The following is an 18,089-nucleotide window of genomic DNA, read 5'->3' on the forward strand; positions in this document are numbered from 1 at the left end:
GCCCGCCAAAGCGGCAACAACTCCTTGAAAATCATCCATTTGTAGGCACGACCGACTCAGCCGCATTTGGCGTTCCCCAAGACGCAGAAGCGGCTGCAATGCGGGTGGCTCAACCACACCCGCCGACGCGCCTCGGCGAGGCTGGTGCCGCAACGGAAGCGTTCATCGTCCGCGATGAGCGTGCAGGCCATCACCTCCGCCCGGTCGGCGCCGCGCCGGCGCACCACCATGCGCGACGACGCGCACATCATGGCCTGCGGCCGGACGCCGAGAAGGTCCCAGCAGCTCTCGGCGATTTCCGGTACGGCCGCGCTGCCGTCCATCTCCGGAAACAGCACCAGTTGCCGTGGATCGTCGGCATCCAGCGACAAGCACTGTTCCGCGAACATGGCGGCGTAGCCCCGGCGCAGTTCCTCCTCGTTCTGACCGAAGGCGAGCCGCCCGGCCACAGCGACGCGGGCTCCGGTGCCGGACAGCCAGCGCAGCCCTTCCAGCGCCCAAGCGAAGGTGCCGGGGCCGCGCTCCGCCTCGTGCCGTGCCGAATTGAAGTGGTCGAGCGAGACCCGGAAGCCCAGCCGCGCCCCGAACCGCGCGGCCAACTCGGTGATGGCCGCGCGGTGGACCGTCAGGGGGCGCGTGGCGTTGGTCAGGACCAGCGCGTCCAACCCACGCCCCAGCGCGTCCGCTAGCATGGCCGTCAGGTCGCGGTTGACGAAGGGCTCCCCGCCGGTGAAGCCGACCTCACGCAGGTCTGGAGCCTCATGCACCGCCTCGTCGAGGAAGCGCCCCACCTCTTCGGCCGTAAGGTGGACCAGCGCGTCGTTGCGCGGCGACGACTCGATGTAGCAATGCCCGCAGGCCAAGTTACACAGCGTTCCGGTGTTGAACCACAGCGTCGTCAGTGCGTCGGGCGCCACCGACGCGCGCGGGCGGCCATCGGCGGTCCAAAGGGGATCGCGGAACCTGGGGCCTATCGCGCCACCGACGATTCCATCCATGGCTACGCGCTTTGCGGCTGTGGCGGGGCAACCCCGATGCTGGAAGCTTCGGATGGTTCCTCCTCCTTACGAAAGCTGTAGGCGCCGAGCCGGCCCCGGAACGGCAGCACCAGCAGGTGGAGCAGGCCGAGCTGGGCCTGATCGCGGAACTCGGCCAAGCCCAAGGGCACGCGCTCGTGCCCAGCCGCCGGAGGCGCGTGATGCGCGGTGCCGCAAAGACGGTCCCACACCGACAGGAAAAAGCCGAAATTGGTGTTGGTCTCCTCCGGCACGATGGAGTGGTGAACGCGGTGCATGTCCGGCGTGCACACCACCCAGCGCAGCGTGGTGTCCAGCTTGCCCGGCATGCGGATGTTGCCGTGGGTGAAAACCGCCGCTCCGTTCAGCACAGCCTCGAAGGTGACGACCACCCAGGGATCGGCGCCGATGGCCGCGACGACGGCGGCCTTGTAGACCAGCGACACGAGGATCTCGATAGGGTGGAAGCGCAGGCCCGAGGTCAGGTCGATGTCCAGGTCCGCGTGGTGCACCCGATGCAGCCGCCAGAACACCGGCAGCGCGTGCGACATGACGTGTTGCAGGTAGATGGCGAAGTCCAGGACCAGGAAGGCCGCCACCGCCTCCGCCCACCACGGCAGGTCGAGCGCGTTGAACAGACCCCAGCCGTGTTCTTGCGCGTACAGCGCCGTCGCGAAGGCCAGCGCCCCGACGGTCAGACGCTGCACCACCACGTCGACGACGATGAGGCCCAGGTTGATGCCCCAGCGTCGCCATTTGCTCTCGGTCGGGGGGCGCTTCGGAAAGGCCGCTTCGAGCAGGGCCACGATGGCGAAGATGCCGAGGAAGATCCCCAGGCGGACGGCGGCTTCCATGGAATGCTCCGGAGACAGGCTGCGGGCCGAATGGCGGGTTGACCGGTGTCCGGCCCGCCGCGACGATCAGTTCTGCGTGACGAGCGGGTACTGATCCGGCGGCGCGGCCGACCAGTCCCACATCGAACCGGCGTAGTTGCGCGCCGTGTAGCCGAGGTCGTTCAGCACCGTGGTGAACCAGCCCGAACGGATGCCGCCGGTGCAGTAGGAGACGATGCTGGTGTCCTTCGACACCCCCTTGGAGGCCAGCAGCTTTTCGATCTCCGCGCGGGGCAGCAGCTTGCCGTCCTTGTCCAGGAAGTCCCGGTACCAGATGTGCTTGGCGCCCGGCACATGGCCGCCGCGGGTCTCGCCGTAGGGCGTCTTGCCCTCGTACTCGCGCGGCTCGCGGGCGTCGATCACCACGAGACCCGGCGCGCCCAGCGACGCCTTCAGATCCTCGCGCTTGATCTCGAAACGGTCGGTGCGCTGCACGACGAAGTCGCCCTTGGCGGCGGCTTGCACCGGCAGAGGGCCGTCCTTCAGCAGCGCCGGCAGCCCGCCATCCACCAGCACCGCCTTGCCGTGCCCCAGCGTGCGCAGGGTCCAGACGATGCGGCCGTCCTCGCCCCAGCCCTTCACCGGGTCGGCCACGGCGACCACCGGCTTGTCCTTGGACACGCCCAGCGCTTGCAGCTTGGCGGTGAGCACGGTGTCGTCGGCGATCAGACGGCCCTTGGTCGGCAGGTTCGGCTCCGACAGGTCTTGCCAGACCAGAACCGAGGCTCCGGGCAGCGGCTCCGCCGCCTTCAGCTTCGGGTCGCGGGCGTCCAGGGCCACGGCGCCGGCCGCGATCAGGTCCCGCGCCGCCTTTGGCGTCACCAGCCAGTCCCGCTCATAGGCGATGGCTGCGCCGTTGGTCGCCGCTTCCGTGGCAAGCGCCGGACGGGCGGCCAGATGAGGGGCGGCCAGGACGCCGGCCGTCAGCAGCGCGGCAAGAGAAAGCCGCGCCAACACGGGGGAAACTCCGAAAGCCATGCACCTCTCCATTCTCCGGCAACCGCCCGAAGGCCGATGCCATAACCCTATTTAATAAGTAGAGAACTGATGATGCATTCAGCGGCGCAACCGGTCAATGAATATTAGATTTATAGACTATTATGCGCTTTCGATGTCGCCCCTCGCCACGCGGGCCCTCACGCAACGTCGGCGTCCGTCCGATGGATTCGGCCGATCTCGTCCAGGCGGCGCTTCAGCGTCAAACGGTCCAGGCTGTCGATGCGCAGGCTCGCGAAAATCTTGATCCGGTTGTCCAGCTCCAGATAGACGCGCCGGAAGGCCCTCATCCGCTGTTCGTCCGTGCCGACCATCTCCACCGGGTCCTCGACGCCCCAGTGCGCGGTCATCGGCTGGCCCGGCCAGACCGGACAGGGCTCCCCGGCCGCCTTGTCGCAGACGGTGAAGACGAAGTCGAGCGCCGGGCTGCCGGGCCGCGCGAACTCGTTCCAGTCCTTGCTGCGCAGACCGTCCACCGGATGGTTGAAGCGGTGCAGCAGGTCGAGCGCCATCGGGTCCACCACGCCGCGCGGCATGCTGCCCGCCGAAAAGGCATTGAAACGCCCATTCGACCAGCGGCGCATGAGGCATTCCGCCATGATGCTGCGCGCCGAATTGCCGGTGCAAAGGAACAGCACGTTGTAGGTCTTCTCGGGCGTCATGCCGGTCTCCACAGCGGTCCTTATTATTTCGATATTTGTTTGATTATCGAATACAACACACTGGGTCAAGCGCGCGGGCCGAGCGCAACAAAAGGTTCATCCAGCCCGCCGCGTCAGGAACCGTCGTCAGGCTTTCCGCTCATACCAATCCTTCGTCGCGGTCACGATCCGCACGACGGAGAGCATCACCGGCACCTCGACCAGCACGCCGACGACGGTGGCGAGCGCAGCGCCGGACTGCAGGCCGAACAGGCTGATGGCCGCCGCGACCGACAGTTCAAAGAAATTGGACGCGCCGATCAGCGCGCCGGGCGCCGCCACGCACCACGCAACGCCAAAGCGCCGCGCCAGCCAGTAGGCCAGCCCGGCATTGAAGTACACCTGGATCAGGATCGGGACCGCCAGGAGCAGAATGACCAAGGGCTGCGCCAGCACCTGCTCCCCCTGAAAGCCGAACAGCAGCACCAGCGTCGCCAGCAGCGACACCAGCGACACCGGCTGGAACCGCCCGAGCACGCGCTGGAGCGCCGCCTCCCCACCCGACACCAGCAGGCTGCGTCGCCACAGGTGCGCCGCGATGACCGGGATCACGATGTACAGCACGACCGATAGCAGCAGCGTGTCCCAGGGCACCGTGATCGACGCCACGCCCAGCAGCAACCCGACGATGGGCGCGAAGGCGACCACCATGATCAGGTCGTTCAGGGCCACTTGGCTCAGCGTGTAGTGCGGCTCGCCCCCACACAGGTTCGACCAGACGAAGACCATCGCCGTGCAGGGGGCGGCGGCGAGCAGGATCAGCCCGGCGATGTAGCCGTCGATCTGATCGGCGGGCAGCAGCGTGCGGAACAGCGTGGCGATGAACAGCCAGCCCAGCAGCGCCATGGAGAACGGCTTGACCGCCCAGTTGACGAACAGCGTCACGCCGATGCCGCGCCAGTGCTCCCTCACTTGGTGCAGCGCGCCAAAGTCGATCTTCAGCAGCATGGGCACGATCATCAGCCAGACCAGCACCGCCACCGGCAGGTTGACCTTGGCGACCTCGGCCGCCGCGATCACGGAGAACACACCCGGCATCAGGTGCCCCAGCGCGATCCCCGCAACGATGCACAGCGCCACCCACAGGCTGAGGTAACGCTCGAAGACACCGAGCGCCGCAGCACCCCGCTCACGCGTGTCGAGGTCGGTTTGCGCGCTCATGGATCTGTGCTCCGGATCGGTTTCAACGGGGGTCGGGAAGGGCCGCGAGGGCGGCGGACGGCCTCTCGGCGGGTAGCCGCAGGGCAATGAGGAAGGACGCGGCGACCAGCGCCCCGGCCACCAGCAGACAGCCGATGACGCCACCCCATTGATACGACAGGCCGCTGAGCAACGAGCCCGCCAGCCGTCCGCCGGCATTGGCCATGTAGTAGAAGCCAACGTTCAGCGCGACCTTGTCGGCGTCGGTGTAGGCCAGGATCAGATAAGAGTGCACCGAGGAGTTCACGGCGAAGGCCACGCCGAACAGCCCCAGCCCGACCATAGCGCTCACCGCCGGATCGAGCCCCGCCGCCAGCGCGGCCGCCAGCCCGAGCGGAATCAGCGCCAGGACCAGAGCCCAGGCGCGCGCCGCCCGCACCTCCGCCGACACGCCATCGGGAGAGCGCGCGACGAGGCCCGGCGCCGCCGCCTGCACCACGCCGTAGCCAATCACCCAGGCGGCCAGAAAGGCCCCGACCTCCGCCGCCGACCAGCCGAGTTGGCTGGCCAGGAACACCGGCACGCCGACCACGAACCAGACGTCGCGCGCCCCGAACAGAAAGAAACGCGCCGCCGCCATCCGATTGACGGCCGGCGTCTTGGACAGCAGTTGAGTGAACTTCACCTTCGCCTTCGACCGGCCAAAGTCGCCGCGCAGCAGCAGCGCCGAGACCAGCAGCACGAGTGCCAGCCCGGCCGCCATGGCCCACAGCCCACCCCGGAAGCCCAGGACGGACAGCAGCAGGCCGCCCAGGAAGAACCCCACCCCCTTCAACGCGTTCTTCGACCCGGTCAGCAGGGCGACCCAGCGGAACAGGGCGCCGCTCTTGTCCTCCGGCACCACCAGCTTGATGGCGCTCTTAGACGACATCTTGGTCAGGTCCTTGGCGATCCCGGCCAAGCCCTGCGCGGCCACGACGTAGGTGACCGACAGCACCATCGTCCAATCCGGATCGACCAGCGACAGCATCAGCAGCGCCGCCACCTGCAAGGCCAACCCGGCGAACAGCGTCACCTTCAGCCCCAGCCGGCTGCCGACCCAGCCCCCCACCAGATTGGTGACGATGCCGAAGAACTCGTACAGCACGAACAGGAAGGCCAGTTGGAAGGGCGTGTAGCCCAGCGCGTTGAAGTGCAGCAGCACCAGCATGCGCAACGCGCCGTCGGTCAGCGTGAAGCCCCAGTAGGCCGCCGTGACGATGGCGTAGTTGCGCAGGTCGTTCATAGGGAACGCGCCACCTTGGCGGTCAGCTCGGCGAGGCGGTTGGCATAGCCCATCTCGTTGTCGTACCAGGCGATGAGCTTCACCTGCGTGCCGTCCACGACCATGGTGGACAGCGCATCCACGATGGACGAGCGCGGGTCGGAACGGAAATCGACGGACACCAGGGGCCGCTCCTCGTAGCCGAGAATGCCGGCCAGCGGGCCGGACGCCGCCTTGAACAGCGCGTTGACCTCCGCCGCCGAGGTCGGCCGCGCCACCTCGAACACGCAGTCGGTGATGGAGGCGTTCAGCAGCGGCACACGCACCGCCATGCCGTTCAGCTTGCCCTTCAGTTCGGGATAGATCAGCGCGATGGCCGTCGCCGATCCGGTGGAGGTCGGCACCAGCGACGTCAGCGCCGAACGCGCCCGGCGCAGATCCTTATGCGGGGCGTCCACGATGACCTGCGTGTTGGTGACGTCGTGGATGGTGGTGATGGCGCCGTGGCGGATGCCCAGCCCCTCGTGGATCACCTTCACCACCGGAGCGAGGCAGTTGGTCGTGCAGGACGCCGCCGTGACGAGGTCGTGCTCGGCGGGATCATAGAGGTGGTCGTTGATGCCCATGACGATGTTGAGCGCGCCCGGCGTCTTGACCGGCGCGGCCACCACCACCTTGCGCGCGCCGTTCTCGAAATGCGGACGGTTCGCGTCGGTGGTGACGAACTTGCCGGAGCTTTCAATGACCAGCTCGACCCCGAGGTCGCGCCAGGGAATGTTGGCCGGCTTGCCGTGCTCGGTGAAGCCGACGCGGCGGCCGTCCACGGCAAGGTGGTCCTCACCGGCCGACACCGGCACCGGCCAGCGGCCATGCACGCTGTCGAACTCGATCAGATGGGCGGCGGCGGCGGGTCCGCCCTTCACCTCGTTGATGTGCACCACCTCGAAGGCCGGGTTGCCATGGGCGGCGCGGAAGGCGAGCCTGCCCATGCGGCCGAAGCCGTTGATGCCGACACGTATCGTCATGGATCGTCCCTGTTAGCGTCCGCCGGCCTGTTTCGCTTCGTCCGGCCCGCAGCACGCGCCCTCGCCCGAACCGGCAACGGCGCCAAGGCCACAAAGCTCGGGATGGCCGGAGCAGCAATCGTTTAGCAGGAAGCCGATCACATCCCTCATGGCGGCGATGTCGGCGCTGTAGATGATGGACCGGCTCTGCCGGCGCGACGTCACCAGCCCGGCGTGGCTGAGCTGCGCCAGATGAAAGGACAGCGTGGCCGGCGGCACGCCGAGGCGTTCGGCGATTTCGCCGGCCGGCAGCCCTTCCGGCCCCTGCCGTACCAGCAGCCGGAAGACGTCCATCCGGGAGTCCTGGGCGAGCGCGGCCAACGCCGCGATGGCGCGTTTTTGTTCCATGATTTTGCATTTATCAAATTAATGAAGGACATGTCAACCGGCGGCATGATTCGCGCATCCACGGCTGATTCGGGTCACATCCTTCGCCACCTTGTACAGCCGATGCAATTCATTGGCCTCAACATGATGAGCGAAGTGAATCTTACTACCCGTTCTCGGATAGGTCGAACACGACCGCCTTAATGTAAGTCTTCAGACGCCGTCCGCATACACGACGATCTACTCGGAACCGGATTCACAGTTCATTTCCGTGGATATAGGTGCCGACCTTCCTGACAGTGGCAAGCCCGCGTGTACAGCTTGATCCGCTTTGTCCCTAGACTGGCTATGTGGTCGGTCCGCAGCCCTTAGATGAAGGCATCCCCAGATGCCTTCATCTATCTAAAGATAGCCATCCCCGGGGACAAATTTCCATTGCGAATTAACGTGTTATCCCGGGACGGAATTTGGGGACGGGGATCGGCCAACTGTTGATATAACCACGCAATATCAAAGACTTAGCTTATTCCCTATAACTTCCATCCCCATTGGGGATGCGGGAACCGGGGATGCCATCCCGGCGCGGGCTACTCCTCGTCTGCATCGTCAACGACATAGGCATTCTTCACCGCCTCCGGCGCACCCGACTTCACACGGCCGGTCCCTCCAGCGAAAGGCCCTTCGGGGACATCGAGCCACTTCTTTACCGATGAACCCTTTTCTGCACTTTTGCGGATGCGGTCGGCTTGGAGGAGGCGTTCGATGATGTCCTCAAGGCGGTTGCGCGACAGCTTGAAAAGCTCTGGTCCCAACAGGTGGCGATTCGCGTAGACGCCATGTTCGCGCCCCTTGTGCTGAAAAGGTCGACCGGTTTCCGCAAAATGCCGAACCTTGTCGACCATCAGGTCCATCAGCAATTCTACGGATGGACGGTCCCCTCGAAGCTGGTGGGTCAGATCGACGAGAAGGCCGACGTGGTTACGGACATAGGTGCGGGTGCCGCGGTCAGCCTTGGCGTTGGCTTTCACAACGGCGCCGTGCAGAACCTGATTGGGCACATAAGGCCGATCCAGACTTTTCAGGATGGACCGTGCGGTGCTTTCTTCGGCAGGCCACAACACATAAGCACAGCGCACGCCGTCCACCAGGGCCGAGGTGCCCCGGATCGCCTCGCGCGCCATTTCCGGCGAGGTGATCGGCTTGCCATTGGCCGGCTTGCGCATGTGGTGATTGATGATGATGGCAGCCCCCGTCTCGCGCGCGAGGCGTGCGAACTGGGCCATCGCATAGGCAGCGCCGGTGGTATCCGTTGTAAGATCGCCATGCAAGAATACTTGCAGAGGGTCGATCACAACCAGTTTCAGATCCTCAATGGCCAACAAGTCACGCTGCATCTGCTCGAAAAACGGCGTGATGGTTGCTTGCCCCTTGTTCATCGTCACCAAAGGCTGGGCGCCACCAAAGTCGATAAGCGGCACGATTTGAAGATTGTTGTTGACGCAATGGCGATTATGAGGATCGAGGTTGCGAAGGCGCTCATGGACGGTGTCGGCGTCGTCTTCGGCAAGATACATGACCACTTTGCCTGTTGCCTTGACCGCACCGCCGAAAGCCAATTCTTCGCTGCCAAAGGTCGCATTCGGCACGCCTACAGCGGTCTTGATGCTCAAATCTTGGGTCATCATGCCCTTGCCAGCATCCCCCATGGCAGCAAACAGCGTCACCGCCCCGAGAGGGATGATGCCGTCCACCAGGTACTGTCGGGGCTTCGGCGCACCGCGGAACATGTCGCGTGCCGACGGAATGGTTGACAACCCGCAATACCGAGCCGACTTCGCCGGTCCGCCGACCGCGGTTCGCATGCCGCCGTGCGCCCAGCTGCGGATGTTGTCATCGGTCCAGCCCATGCCACGCAGGTCGGCCGCGTCGGTGCCTTCCTTCCAGGCCTCCGTCGGCACCAGGATGTGCACCGACAGGGCGCCGGCCGCGATGACCGCCTGCGCCGCCTTCTCGGCGTAGTCCCAACCGACCTTGTCCTTGTCCGGCCAGATGGTGACGTGCTTGCCGGCCAGCGGGGACCAGTCGGTGCGGTCAACGGGGGCTTTCGCCCCGCCCAGCGCCGAGGTGGACGGGATGCCCAGCTCCCACAGCAGATCGGCGCATTTCTCGCCTTCGACCAGCATGACCTCAGTCGTGTTGGACAGCTCCGGTTGGCGGTACAGCGGGCGCGGGTCCGGCGGAGCGCTCCACTTCCGGCCGCGCGTGTACCACTGGCGATAGGTCTTCTTCTTCTCGCCCGTATCCGGATCGACCGGCTCGAAGCGGTAGACGCGGCAAATCTCGGCGCCGGCCATGTCGTGGTAGACCCACATGCCGGTGTGCGGTCCCAGCTCGTCCATCGGCGGGGCGCGCATGACGGCCCAGCCGTCCGGCCGGTCGGGGGCGGACTTGGCGCCGTTGATGTAGGCGTCGGACAGGCCGCTGTACCAGTTGTTGATGGACTCCAGAACCTTCGGGAATTGGCTGCGGTCATCGAGGCCATGGCAGATCGCCCACAGGCGCAGGATGTCACCGGACTCCTGGCCCGTCGCGGCGTTGCCGTGGTCGCACCAGACGCCGGCCTTCTCGCCGTACAGCTCGACCTCCAGGCTGTCACCCTTCTCGCCGGCAGCGGAGCCCACCACGAACTTCTTGCCCTGGCGCCGGCCGTTCGGCAGCAGGTGGATCAGCACCTCGGGCAGCGAGGCCAGCAGCAGCTCCTTCAGGGTCTCCTTGGCGCCAGCTTGGGCGGCGGAGTCCGGCAGCAGGATCTGGTTGGGGGCGTCGTTGAAGTCCAGCCACGCTTTGGGCCGGATCACGTTGTCAGGCATGGTTGATTTTCCAGTGGGGTTTTGCCCAAGCCGTCGCACATCACCGGTTGTGGCGCGTGCTTCACTGCGGATTGGGCTTCCGGAAAACTACGTGCCGAACGCCAATTCTCCCCGCCGCTCCCACGGAAAAATTTCAACTGGACCATTGGCCATTCGCCGCGCATGCGGTTTAGCCATTCCACGGCTCCGCCAGCCCGCCACTTCCCCCCAACCTTCAACCGGCCGACGATTGCCGCCTTCAATGCATTCGAATAAGCTCAAACAAAAATTCAGCACAAACATAAACCAAAAAGGATTTATCGCCGGCAACTCCTCGGCTGCAGGTCAATTTTTACTGCCACGTACCTCTAATATTGCTGACAACTGCCGGACCGCTAATTCGAGGTCCTCATGACCAAGCTTGCGGGCAATCGCCTTGACTTTTCCCTCCAAGGCAAAGCGTCGATCATCAATGGATCGCTCAGCGTCTTCAAAAAAGTGCTGGATCGGCATATCAAGATTACGGCCGAGTTGCTCCAGCGTCTCGATGGTCGGAAACGTACGGCCGCGCTCGATGTTGGAAATCGCTTCGACCGTGCGCCCAACCAACTCAGCCAACGCCTCTTGGGTAAGGCCGCGGGCCACCCGCGCCTCCTTAACACGCAACCCGACACGCTGCTTCAGGCTCAACGACATGAGCCGGATCATTACGCCGTTCGACAACCTTGACCACGATCCATCATGCCGTTACTTGTGAGCATGAACGAACTGATGGATCGGTATGAGCCCATGCAAGCCGACGGACACATCAACTCAGGTGTTCCAGCCGTCATTGGATCACCCGGCATCAGCCTCGCCAGTTCCGGCCCGCGGTCCCATTGGTTATGCCGCTTACATCGCCAGCCCACAGTGGCGCGCCCTACGGCGTGAAGCGATCGCCCGCGACGGTGGGCGGTGCGTCCTGTGCAACAGGACCGACGGGCTTGAAGGCCACCACCGCGTTTACCCGGCCGGCGGTGACTGGACCCATGATCGCTTGGATGCGGTGACAACGTTGTGTGCGCCCTGCCATGCCATGGTGACCGGCATGCTTCGCGCCCGCCGCTACGCCACGTCCACGGTCGACCTTCCCGACACCCAGCCAAACCGCCGTCCACCACGGCTGGAGGCCCCCGATGTATCAGTCCCTGAGCTTCCGGATCACCGGCGTCTCACCCCTGCTCATGCACAACGGCCGGTTGGCGGACCCGCTCGAACCGCTGGTCAAAGAAATCAAGAAGCTGAGCGGCAAGCGGCCGAAGACGGAGACCGACCAGGAACAGATGGCCAAGCTTGAGTTCCTAGGCTCGCTCTACCTGCATGGCGGCGAACCCTGCCTGCCGGGCGAACTCATCGAAGCAGCCCTGATCGACGGCGCCATGCGAAAGCGTCGTGGGCCGCAGGCCAAGGCCGGCCTTTTGTGCGACGGCAACATTCCGCTCCAGTATGAGGGGCCGCGCCGACCGGAAGATCTTTGGAACGATGACCGCTTCCGCTTCCGCACCGGCGTTCGGATCGGGCGGCTGCGCGTGATGCGGGTCCGACCGCGCTTCGACACCTGGAGCGCCGCCTTTACCATCCAGTTCATGCCATCGCTGCTGAATGAGGACGAGGTGCGCGACATCGTCCGCCTCACCGGCGAGGTGGTCGGCATCGGAGATTGGCGTCCCAAGTTCGGACGCTTCATCGTGCATTGAGGGGCCGGACGGCTCCTCAATGCTCCCTTGGCGTGGCACGGATCGGCGTGGCATGGCAAGGCTGGGCATGGCAGGGGAAGGGCGGCGTCAGCCGCCCTTCATGCCGCCGGATGGGGCTTGTATCATCGGACCACCGGTCTCCCCTGCGGTCCGGACCTCCCTCGTCCCTCACGCCCCACGACAACGCACCATGACGGATCACCCTCCAACGGCCCGCACTGAACAGACCGAATCCTGGGAACCGCTGTTCCACGCCGTCGTCGACCGGCTGCGGCTTACTGATCCGGAGCGGATCGAAGCCTGGCGGTACTATGTTCAGAAACTCCCGGACTTGGCGGCCTCGCACGCGGCACTCGACCAGACACCGGCTCCCAGTGCCACGCGCGACCGGATGAAGCGCATCGTGGCCGCCTGCGACTCGCTGCTGGAGGCGCTTCAGGAGGGTGAACCCGAGGATGGCCGGATTGCGGTGGTGCCCGAGCTCCTGTGGGGCTTGGCCGAGCAACTGATGCCGAATGATCCCAACGCCGCTGTGGTCGATGGGCGGGCAGATCACGCGTTCGAGGACGCGTTCAGCCGCGTCCTTAAGCTGCGGCAGGCCGCCATCCTGGTGCGGGCTACCGAAGAGGCCCGCGTCGCGCCCGGTGTTGGCGGCAAGCGCCACACGTCGGCCGACGGTTACCGCATGACCTTCGGCTTCCTGCTGGACGTCTACCAGACGATCACCGACCGACCGCTCGGCACCTCCTGGAATGACCTCGACCAGACGGCCGGCGGACCTCTCGTCGACTTCCTGCACCTCTGCCTGGAGGCGGTGGGGTACGAAAAGTCCAAGAACGCCATCCGCACCGCCGTGAAGCGCGCCGTCGCCGACCGGCCGCCGGACAGGAACAGATCAGCCGCGCCAGCGAGCTGATCCGGCCCTTTCGCCGGATGGGCCCAGCTCTGGCAAGGAGGGGACATGAGCAACCATGTCCCCTCGCCCGACACCGACCGCCCCGTTCCGGCCGCCCCTGAGACCACGGGCGACCGCCTGCGCGCGCTGGCGCGCCTGCTGGGCCGCATGGCGGCGCGGGAGTGCCGATCGGGTGCGGGCGAGGCGACGCAGCCCCCGAGCGCCGAATGACCAAGCCCCATTCCCAGCCCCCTGCCCTGCTGACGATCCCGCAGATCGCCGAACGCCTGCAGGTCAGCAGCAAGACCATCCGTCGCTGGATCGCGGCGGGCGACCTGCCCACCGTCCGCCTCGGCCGCCAGCTCCGCGTCCAGCCGCAGGACCTCGACCTCTTCCTGCGCCAGCGCTGGACCTGCTGACCACTTCCGGGCGCACTTGTCCAATAAAGACAAGACCATATGCCATCATCGGGAAAAGGCCACCCAAGCGTTTTCGAACCAAACACGTGCTACGACTTCCCGATCCGGACCTCTCGTCCACTCCCGTCTTCCCGAGGCCATGGATGACCATTGCCACCACGTCCCGATCGACGAACACGCCGCCCATGGCGCCTGCCTCGGCGCCCGCACGGTCCTTGGCGGACGTGCTGAACCATCTCCTGGCGGACCCCTCTTTGCCGCCGCAGCGCGTCCGTGATTATGCTTCCTCGCTCCGCCGCTTCGGCCGTATTGTCGGCCGCGACCTCGCGGTGATGCCGGCCGGCTTCGACGCCCTGCGGCCGCTGATGGCGTCCGTCCACCCGGCGGCCCACGACCTGTCGCAGAAGCGCTGGCAGAACATCCGCTCCGACGTCAGCGCCCTCTTGCGCCGCTACGGCACCGCCACGCCGCGCCGCCGCCTGGCTTGCCACCTGCCGGAACCCTGGCGCGGCCTGCGGGCGGCGGTCACCGATCCGGCAATGCAGCGCGGCCTTGCCCGCTTCCTGCGCTACTGCGTCGACCACAACGTTCCGCCGGCGTCCGTGTCGGACGACACCTTCGCCGCTTTCGGCGTCTGGCTCGCGATGGACACGCTGGTCGCCAAGCCGTCACGGGTGGAGCGCATGGCCCGCCGCCAGTGGAACCGCGCCGTCGTGGCCGCCCTGCCCGGCTGGCCTGCCATGCCCGTGCCCATCCACAGCAACCGCGACGACTACCAGCTGCCGCTGGACCGCTTCCCGCCCTCCTTCGCCGCCGACTTGGAGGCGTGGACCCGTCGGCTGTCCGGCGCCGATCCGCTCGACGAGTTCGGTCCGGTCCGTCCGTTGCGCCCCAGCTCGTTGCGCAGCGCGCGCGGCCACGTGCTGCGTTTCGCCGCCGCCCTCGTCCACGCCGGCGAGGACCCGCAAGCCCTGACCACGCTGGCGGCGCTGGTGGTGCCGGAGCGCTTCAAGGCCGCGCTGCTGTGGTTGATGGCGCGGCGAGGCGGACCGAGCCCCGGCCTGATCGAGCAGGCGAAGTGCCTGCTCGCGGTCGCCCGCCACTGGGTTCAGGCGTCGAAGGCTGACCTGGAGCGGCTGGAGAAGCTGGTCGGCAAGCTCGGCCCCCGGCGCAAGGGCATGACCGACAAGAACCGCGCCCGCCTGCGCGCCTTCGACGATCCCAAGCATCTGCTGGCGCTGCTCACCCTGCCGGAGCGCCTGATGGATAAAGCGGATCGCGTGTCCGAGCCTGGGCGCCGCGAGGCTCTGATGGCGCAGACCGCGGTGGCGCTGCAGATCCTGCTGCTGGTGCCGTTGCGCCGGCTCAACCTGCTGCGCCTCGACGTCCACCGCCATCTCTGCCGCAGCCGTTCGGGCCGCAACGCCGTCGTCCATCTCGTCATCCCGGCGGAGGAGACCAAGACCAGCCAGCCGATCGAGGCGGTGCTGCCGGAGCCGCTGGTCCGCATGATCGACCGTTTCATGACGCGCTACCATCCGCTGCTCACGTCCGACACCGGCGGGCTGCTCTTCCCCGGACGCGCGGGCGGCAGCAAGCACATCACCAGCTTGGCGGCGCAGATCGAGGGGGCGGTGCGTGACCACACCGGCCTCGCGGTCAACCCTCACCTGTTCCGCCATCTCGCCGGCAAGCTCAGCCAGCAGTTCGACCCCGGCAACTACGAACTGTCGCGCCAGCTGCTCGGCCACCGCTCCACCGACACCACGGTCACCTATTACACCGGCCAGGACACCGCGGCGGCGGTCGCCCGCTATGACGCGAACATCCTGGAGCGCACCCGGACGCTCCGGGGCCACGTGATGGGGACCTGAGGTGATGATGAACACGAATCGCCATGCTCGTCCTGTCGCCGAGTGGCCGGCGCTGGACCGCGGCCTGTGGCACGCGGCCTGCGAGACCGGCGGACCGCTCGATGAGGCCGGTGCCGCCGCCGGTTGGGCGATGGCGACGCGCCGCAGCCGGGAGGCCAACTACGGCCGCTGGCTGACCTTTCTTGATCAGCGAGGCTTGCTGGACCGGAACGCCGGCCCCGCCGAGCGGGTGACGCCCACGACCGTGCGCCTCTACATCGACGCGCTGCGCCCGACGCTGGCGCCGCTGTCGCTGTGGACCACCCTCGACCAGTTGGCCGCCATCCTGCCAGCGCTGGTGCCGGACACCGACTGGCGCTGGCTGCGCCGGGTTGCCGGCCGCCTGAAACGCGGCGCCACCAACCGGCGCCCGATCGCGCCGCGCATCCGCAACGCCGCCGACCTCTACCAGCGCGCCGTGACCGTGCTCGACCAGATCGAGGCGGCACCCGAAGCACGACCGTTTGGTCACGCGACGGCCTTTCGGGATGCTCTGATGATCGCCCTCACCGTTTCCCGCCCGATGCGCCGCCGCACCCTGGCCGGCTTGCGTGTTGGCCAGCACCTCCAGCCGACGTCCAACGGCTTTGTGATCCGGCTGGAGCCCGAGGACCTGAAGTGCGGTGGCCCGATGAGCTTTCCCCTGCCGGCCAGCCTGGTTCCCCACATGACGCGCTACATCGCCCATCACCGGCCCCGGCTGCTGCAAGGCCACACCCACGATGCCTTGTGGATCACCCGCGAGGGCCAGCCGATGACCATCAACGGCGTCTCCAGCCGCTTTGAGCGCGCCACGCCAACCGTCCTGGGCGAGCGCATCAATCCGCACCTCCTGCGCCACTGCGCCGCGACCAGCATCGCGCTCGATGACCCGCAGGGCGCCCGGCTGACGGCGGCGCTGCTCGGCCACAGCACCCTGCGCACCAGCGAGCGCTACTACACCATGGCCCAGGGGCTGGAAGCCAGCCGCCGCTACCAGGCCACCCTCACCGACCACATCAACCGCCTGCGCCGCGCCGCCCGCCGCGGCGAGCGCCCGTAGGAGCCCGCCCCATGCGCGCCGTCATCTACGCCCGCTACTCCAGCGACCAGCAGCGCGAGGCGTCCATCGCCGACCAGATCGAGGTCTGCCGGCGCTATGCCGAGCGCCAGGGCTGGGCCGTGGTCGAGCACTACACCGACGCCGCCCTCAGCGGCGCCAGCCGCCACCGCCCCGCTTTCCAGAAGCTGCTGCGGGACGCCGGGCAGCGCCGCTTCGAGGTGGTGCTGTGCGAGGCGATCGACCGTCTCGGCCGCCGCCTCGCGGACACCGCCGACCTCCAGGACCGGCTGGCCTTTCATGGCGTGCGCCTGTTCACGCCGCAGCTGGGTGAAATTACCACCATCCACGTGGCCGTAATGGGCATGATGGCCCAAGTCGCGCTGAAGGATTTGGCGGAGAAGACCCGCCGCGGCCAGCTCGGCCGTGCGCTGGCCGGCCGTATGCCGGGCGGCAAAGCCTATGGCTATGACGTGCTGGAGGGCGACGCCGGCGGCCGGGGCAAACGGCGGATCAACCCGACCGAAGCCGAGGTGGTCCGCCGCATCTTCCGTCTGTTCGCCGACGGCGCCAGCCCGCGCGCCATCGCCAAGCGCCTCAACGCCGACGGTGTGCCCGGGCCGGACGGGCGCTGCTGGCAGGACACGACCATCCGCGGACAGGTCGAGCGTGGCACCGGCATCCTCAACAACGCGCTGTATGTCGGCCGGCTGGAGTGGAACCGCTGCTCCTACGTCAAGGACCCGGAGACCGGCAAGCGCGTCGCCCGCCCCAACCCGCCGGAGGCCTGGGAGGTTGTTGACGTGCCGGAGTTGCGCATCGTCGATGCCACGCTGTGGGACCACGCCAAAGCCCGCCAGGAGTCGATCAGCTTCACCATGGGCCGCGATGACCAAGGCAACGCGCTGAACCGGGCGCACCGACGCAAGTTCCTGCTGTCGGGGCTGTTGACCTGCGGGTGCTGCGGCGCCGGCTACACCATCATGGCCAAGGACCGGTATGGCTGCGCCGGCCACCGCAGCAAGGGCACCTGCGGCAACGACCGCACCATCAGCCGCATGAACATCGAGCGGCGGGTCCTCTCCGGTCTGAAGGAGCGCCTGCTGGCCCCGGAGCTGATTCAGGACTTCATCGACGGTTTTCGGGCGGAATGGGAGGCCGCACAGACCAACCGCGAAGCCAGCCGACGCCATCGCGAGCGCGAGCTGGCCTCGGTCGAGCGCAAGATCGCCGGCATCCTCAAGGCAATCGAGGACGGGCTGTACCACGAGTCCATGAAAGAGCGCTTGACCACCCTGGAAGCTGACAAGGCCCGCCTGCTCGCCGACGGCGAGGATGCCGACACGGGTCTGCCGCCGATCCTGATCCACCCCAACCTGTCGGAGCTGTACCGCCGCAAGGTCGAGGCGCTGGAGGACGCGCTTGCAGCCGGGGTGGAGAGCGCGGAGGCAATGGAACTGGTGCGCGCGATGATCGACCGCGTGGTCCTGACGCCCTCTCCTGCCGGGGCCGGGCTGGACGCCAACCTGCACGGTGAGTTGGCCGGCATCCTGGCGGTGTGCGAGGGTGTGGCCCAGACGCACAAACGCCCCGATCCTTGCGGAACGGGGCGTCAAGTGTCGGTGGTTGCGGGGGCAGGATTTGAACCTGCGACCTTCAGGTTATGAGCCTGACGAGCTACCGGGCTGCTCCACCCCGCGGATGTTCCAGCGGTCGTGTGGGGAAGGACGATGAAGAAGACATGCAAGTGACGGTGCGTTGAGCGTTCGTTGGGTGTGGTTGGTGTTGGTGTTGTGTTGTGCGCGTCGTGGCGACCTGGCGGCGACCTACTCTCCCA

General features: G+C 66.8%; 17 protein-coding genes and 1 tRNA gene. 7 read left to right on the plus strand and 11 right to left on the minus strand.

Features of this window, described 5'->3' with window-relative positions; translation table 11 throughout:
- Window positions 1-56: 56 nt before the first annotated feature.
- From J2852_RS29055 to J2852_RS29100, 10 genes are all read right to left on the minus strand, one after another.
- Window positions 57-998: a radical SAM protein gene (locus J2852_RS29055; RefSeq protein WP_209882435.1), complete on the minus strand. Its 942-nt coding sequence runs from the start codon at window positions 996-998 to the stop codon at window positions 57-59.
- Between the two features lie 2 nt (window positions 999-1,000).
- Window positions 1,001-1,870: a sterol desaturase family protein gene (locus J2852_RS29060; protein WP_209882437.1), complete on the minus strand. Its 870-nt coding sequence runs from the start codon at window positions 1,868-1,870 to the stop codon at window positions 1,001-1,003.
- A 66-nt stretch (window positions 1,871-1,936) separates the two neighbouring features.
- Window positions 1,937-2,887, minus strand: coding sequence for a sulfurtransferase (locus J2852_RS29065; RefSeq protein ID WP_209882439.1), 951 nt, complete (start codon window positions 2,885-2,887; stop codon window positions 1,937-1,939).
- Window positions 2,888-3,045: 158 nt separating this feature from the next.
- Entirely contained in the window at window positions 3,046-3,567 is a 522-nt protein-coding gene (locus J2852_RS29070; protein ID WP_209882441.1) for an arsenate reductase ArsC, read from the minus strand.
- A gap of 126 nt (window positions 3,568-3,693) precedes the next feature.
- The gene (gene arsB, locus J2852_RS29075) at window positions 3,694-4,767 is read right to left on the minus strand and encodes an ACR3 family arsenite efflux transporter (protein WP_209882443.1); all 1,074 of its coding nucleotides are present in this window, start codon (window positions 4,765-4,767) and stop codon (window positions 3,694-3,696) included.
- Window positions 4,768-4,789: 22 nt separating this feature from the next.
- Window positions 4,790-6,031 (minus strand): organoarsenical effux MFS transporter ArsJ, encoded by a 1,242-nt coding sequence (arsJ, locus tag J2852_RS29080; protein WP_209882445.1) that lies wholly within the window; start codon window positions 6,029-6,031, stop codon window positions 4,790-4,792.
- Complete coding sequence (locus tag J2852_RS29085) at window positions 6,028-7,035, minus strand: ArsJ-associated glyceraldehyde-3-phosphate dehydrogenase (protein WP_209882447.1); 1,008 nt, start codon at window positions 7,033-7,035, stop codon at window positions 6,028-6,030. Before J2852_RS29085 ends, arsJ begins: the two co-directional genes overlap by 4 nt.
- 12 nt (window positions 7,036-7,047) lie before the next feature.
- Entirely contained in the window at window positions 7,048-7,422 is a 375-nt protein-coding gene (locus J2852_RS29090; protein WP_209882449.1) for an ArsR/SmtB family transcription factor, read from the minus strand.
- 566 nt (window positions 7,423-7,988) lie between these two features.
- A complete protein-coding gene (locus J2852_RS29095) occupies window positions 7,989-10,271 on the minus strand; it encodes an AAA family ATPase (protein ID WP_209882451.1) in 2,283 nt (760 codons plus the stop codon).
- Between the two features lie 324 nt (window positions 10,272-10,595).
- A complete protein-coding gene (locus J2852_RS29100) occupies window positions 10,596-10,946 on the minus strand; it encodes a helix-turn-helix domain-containing protein (RefSeq protein ID WP_209882453.1) in 351 nt (116 codons plus the stop codon).
- A gap of 479 nt (window positions 10,947-11,425) precedes the next feature.
- On the opposite strand from J2852_RS29100, the gene J2852_RS29105 reads away from it, so the two are divergent.
- The 7 genes from J2852_RS29105 (at window position 11,426) to J2852_RS29135 (ending at window position 17,919) form a co-directional block, all read left to right on the plus strand.
- Entirely contained in the window at window positions 11,426-11,986 is a 561-nt protein-coding gene (locus J2852_RS29105; protein WP_209882454.1) for a hypothetical protein, read from the plus strand.
- Between the two features lie 190 nt (window positions 11,987-12,176).
- Window positions 12,177-12,902, plus strand: a complete 726-nt coding sequence (locus tag J2852_RS29110; RefSeq protein WP_209882457.1) for a hypothetical protein — start codon at window positions 12,177-12,179, stop codon at window positions 12,900-12,902.
- Between the two features lie 45 nt (window positions 12,903-12,947).
- Window positions 12,948-13,112, plus strand: coding sequence for a hypothetical protein (locus J2852_RS29115; RefSeq protein WP_209882459.1), 165 nt, complete (start codon window positions 12,948-12,950; stop codon window positions 13,110-13,112).
- On the plus strand, window positions 13,109-13,300 hold the full coding sequence (locus J2852_RS29120) for a helix-turn-helix domain-containing protein (protein ID WP_209882461.1): 192 nt from the start codon (window positions 13,109-13,111) through the stop codon (window positions 13,298-13,300). The genes J2852_RS29115 and J2852_RS29120 overlap by 4 nt, the downstream gene beginning before the upstream one ends.
- Window positions 13,301-13,443: 143 nt before the next feature.
- Window positions 13,444-15,174 (plus strand): site-specific integrase, encoded by a 1,731-nt coding sequence (locus J2852_RS29125; protein ID WP_209882463.1) that lies wholly within the window; start codon window positions 13,444-13,446, stop codon window positions 15,172-15,174.
- Between the two features lie 4 nt (window positions 15,175-15,178).
- Window positions 15,179-16,255 carry a tyrosine-type recombinase/integrase gene (locus J2852_RS29130; protein WP_209882465.1) on the plus strand — a complete coding sequence of 359 codons (1,077 nt, stop codon included), beginning with the start codon at window positions 15,179-15,181 and terminating at the stop codon, window positions 16,253-16,255.
- An 11-nt stretch (window positions 16,256-16,266) separates the two neighbouring features.
- Window positions 16,267-17,919 carry a recombinase family protein gene (locus J2852_RS29135; RefSeq protein ID WP_209882469.1) on the plus strand — a complete coding sequence of 551 codons (1,653 nt, stop codon included), beginning with the start codon at window positions 16,267-16,269 and terminating at the stop codon, window positions 17,917-17,919.
- On the opposite strand, the gene J2852_RS29140 is transcribed toward J2852_RS29135, so the two are convergent.
- Window positions 17,876-17,952: transfer RNA gene (locus J2852_RS29140), tRNA-Met, on the minus strand. The genes J2852_RS29135 and J2852_RS29140 overlap by 44 nt on opposite strands.
- Between the last annotated feature and the right edge of the window lie 137 nt (window positions 17,953-18,089).

It is taken from the genome of Azospirillum soli, from assembly GCF_017876165.1.
Taxonomy (GTDB): Bacteria; Pseudomonadota; Alphaproteobacteria; order Azospirillales; family Azospirillaceae; genus Azospirillum; species Azospirillum soli.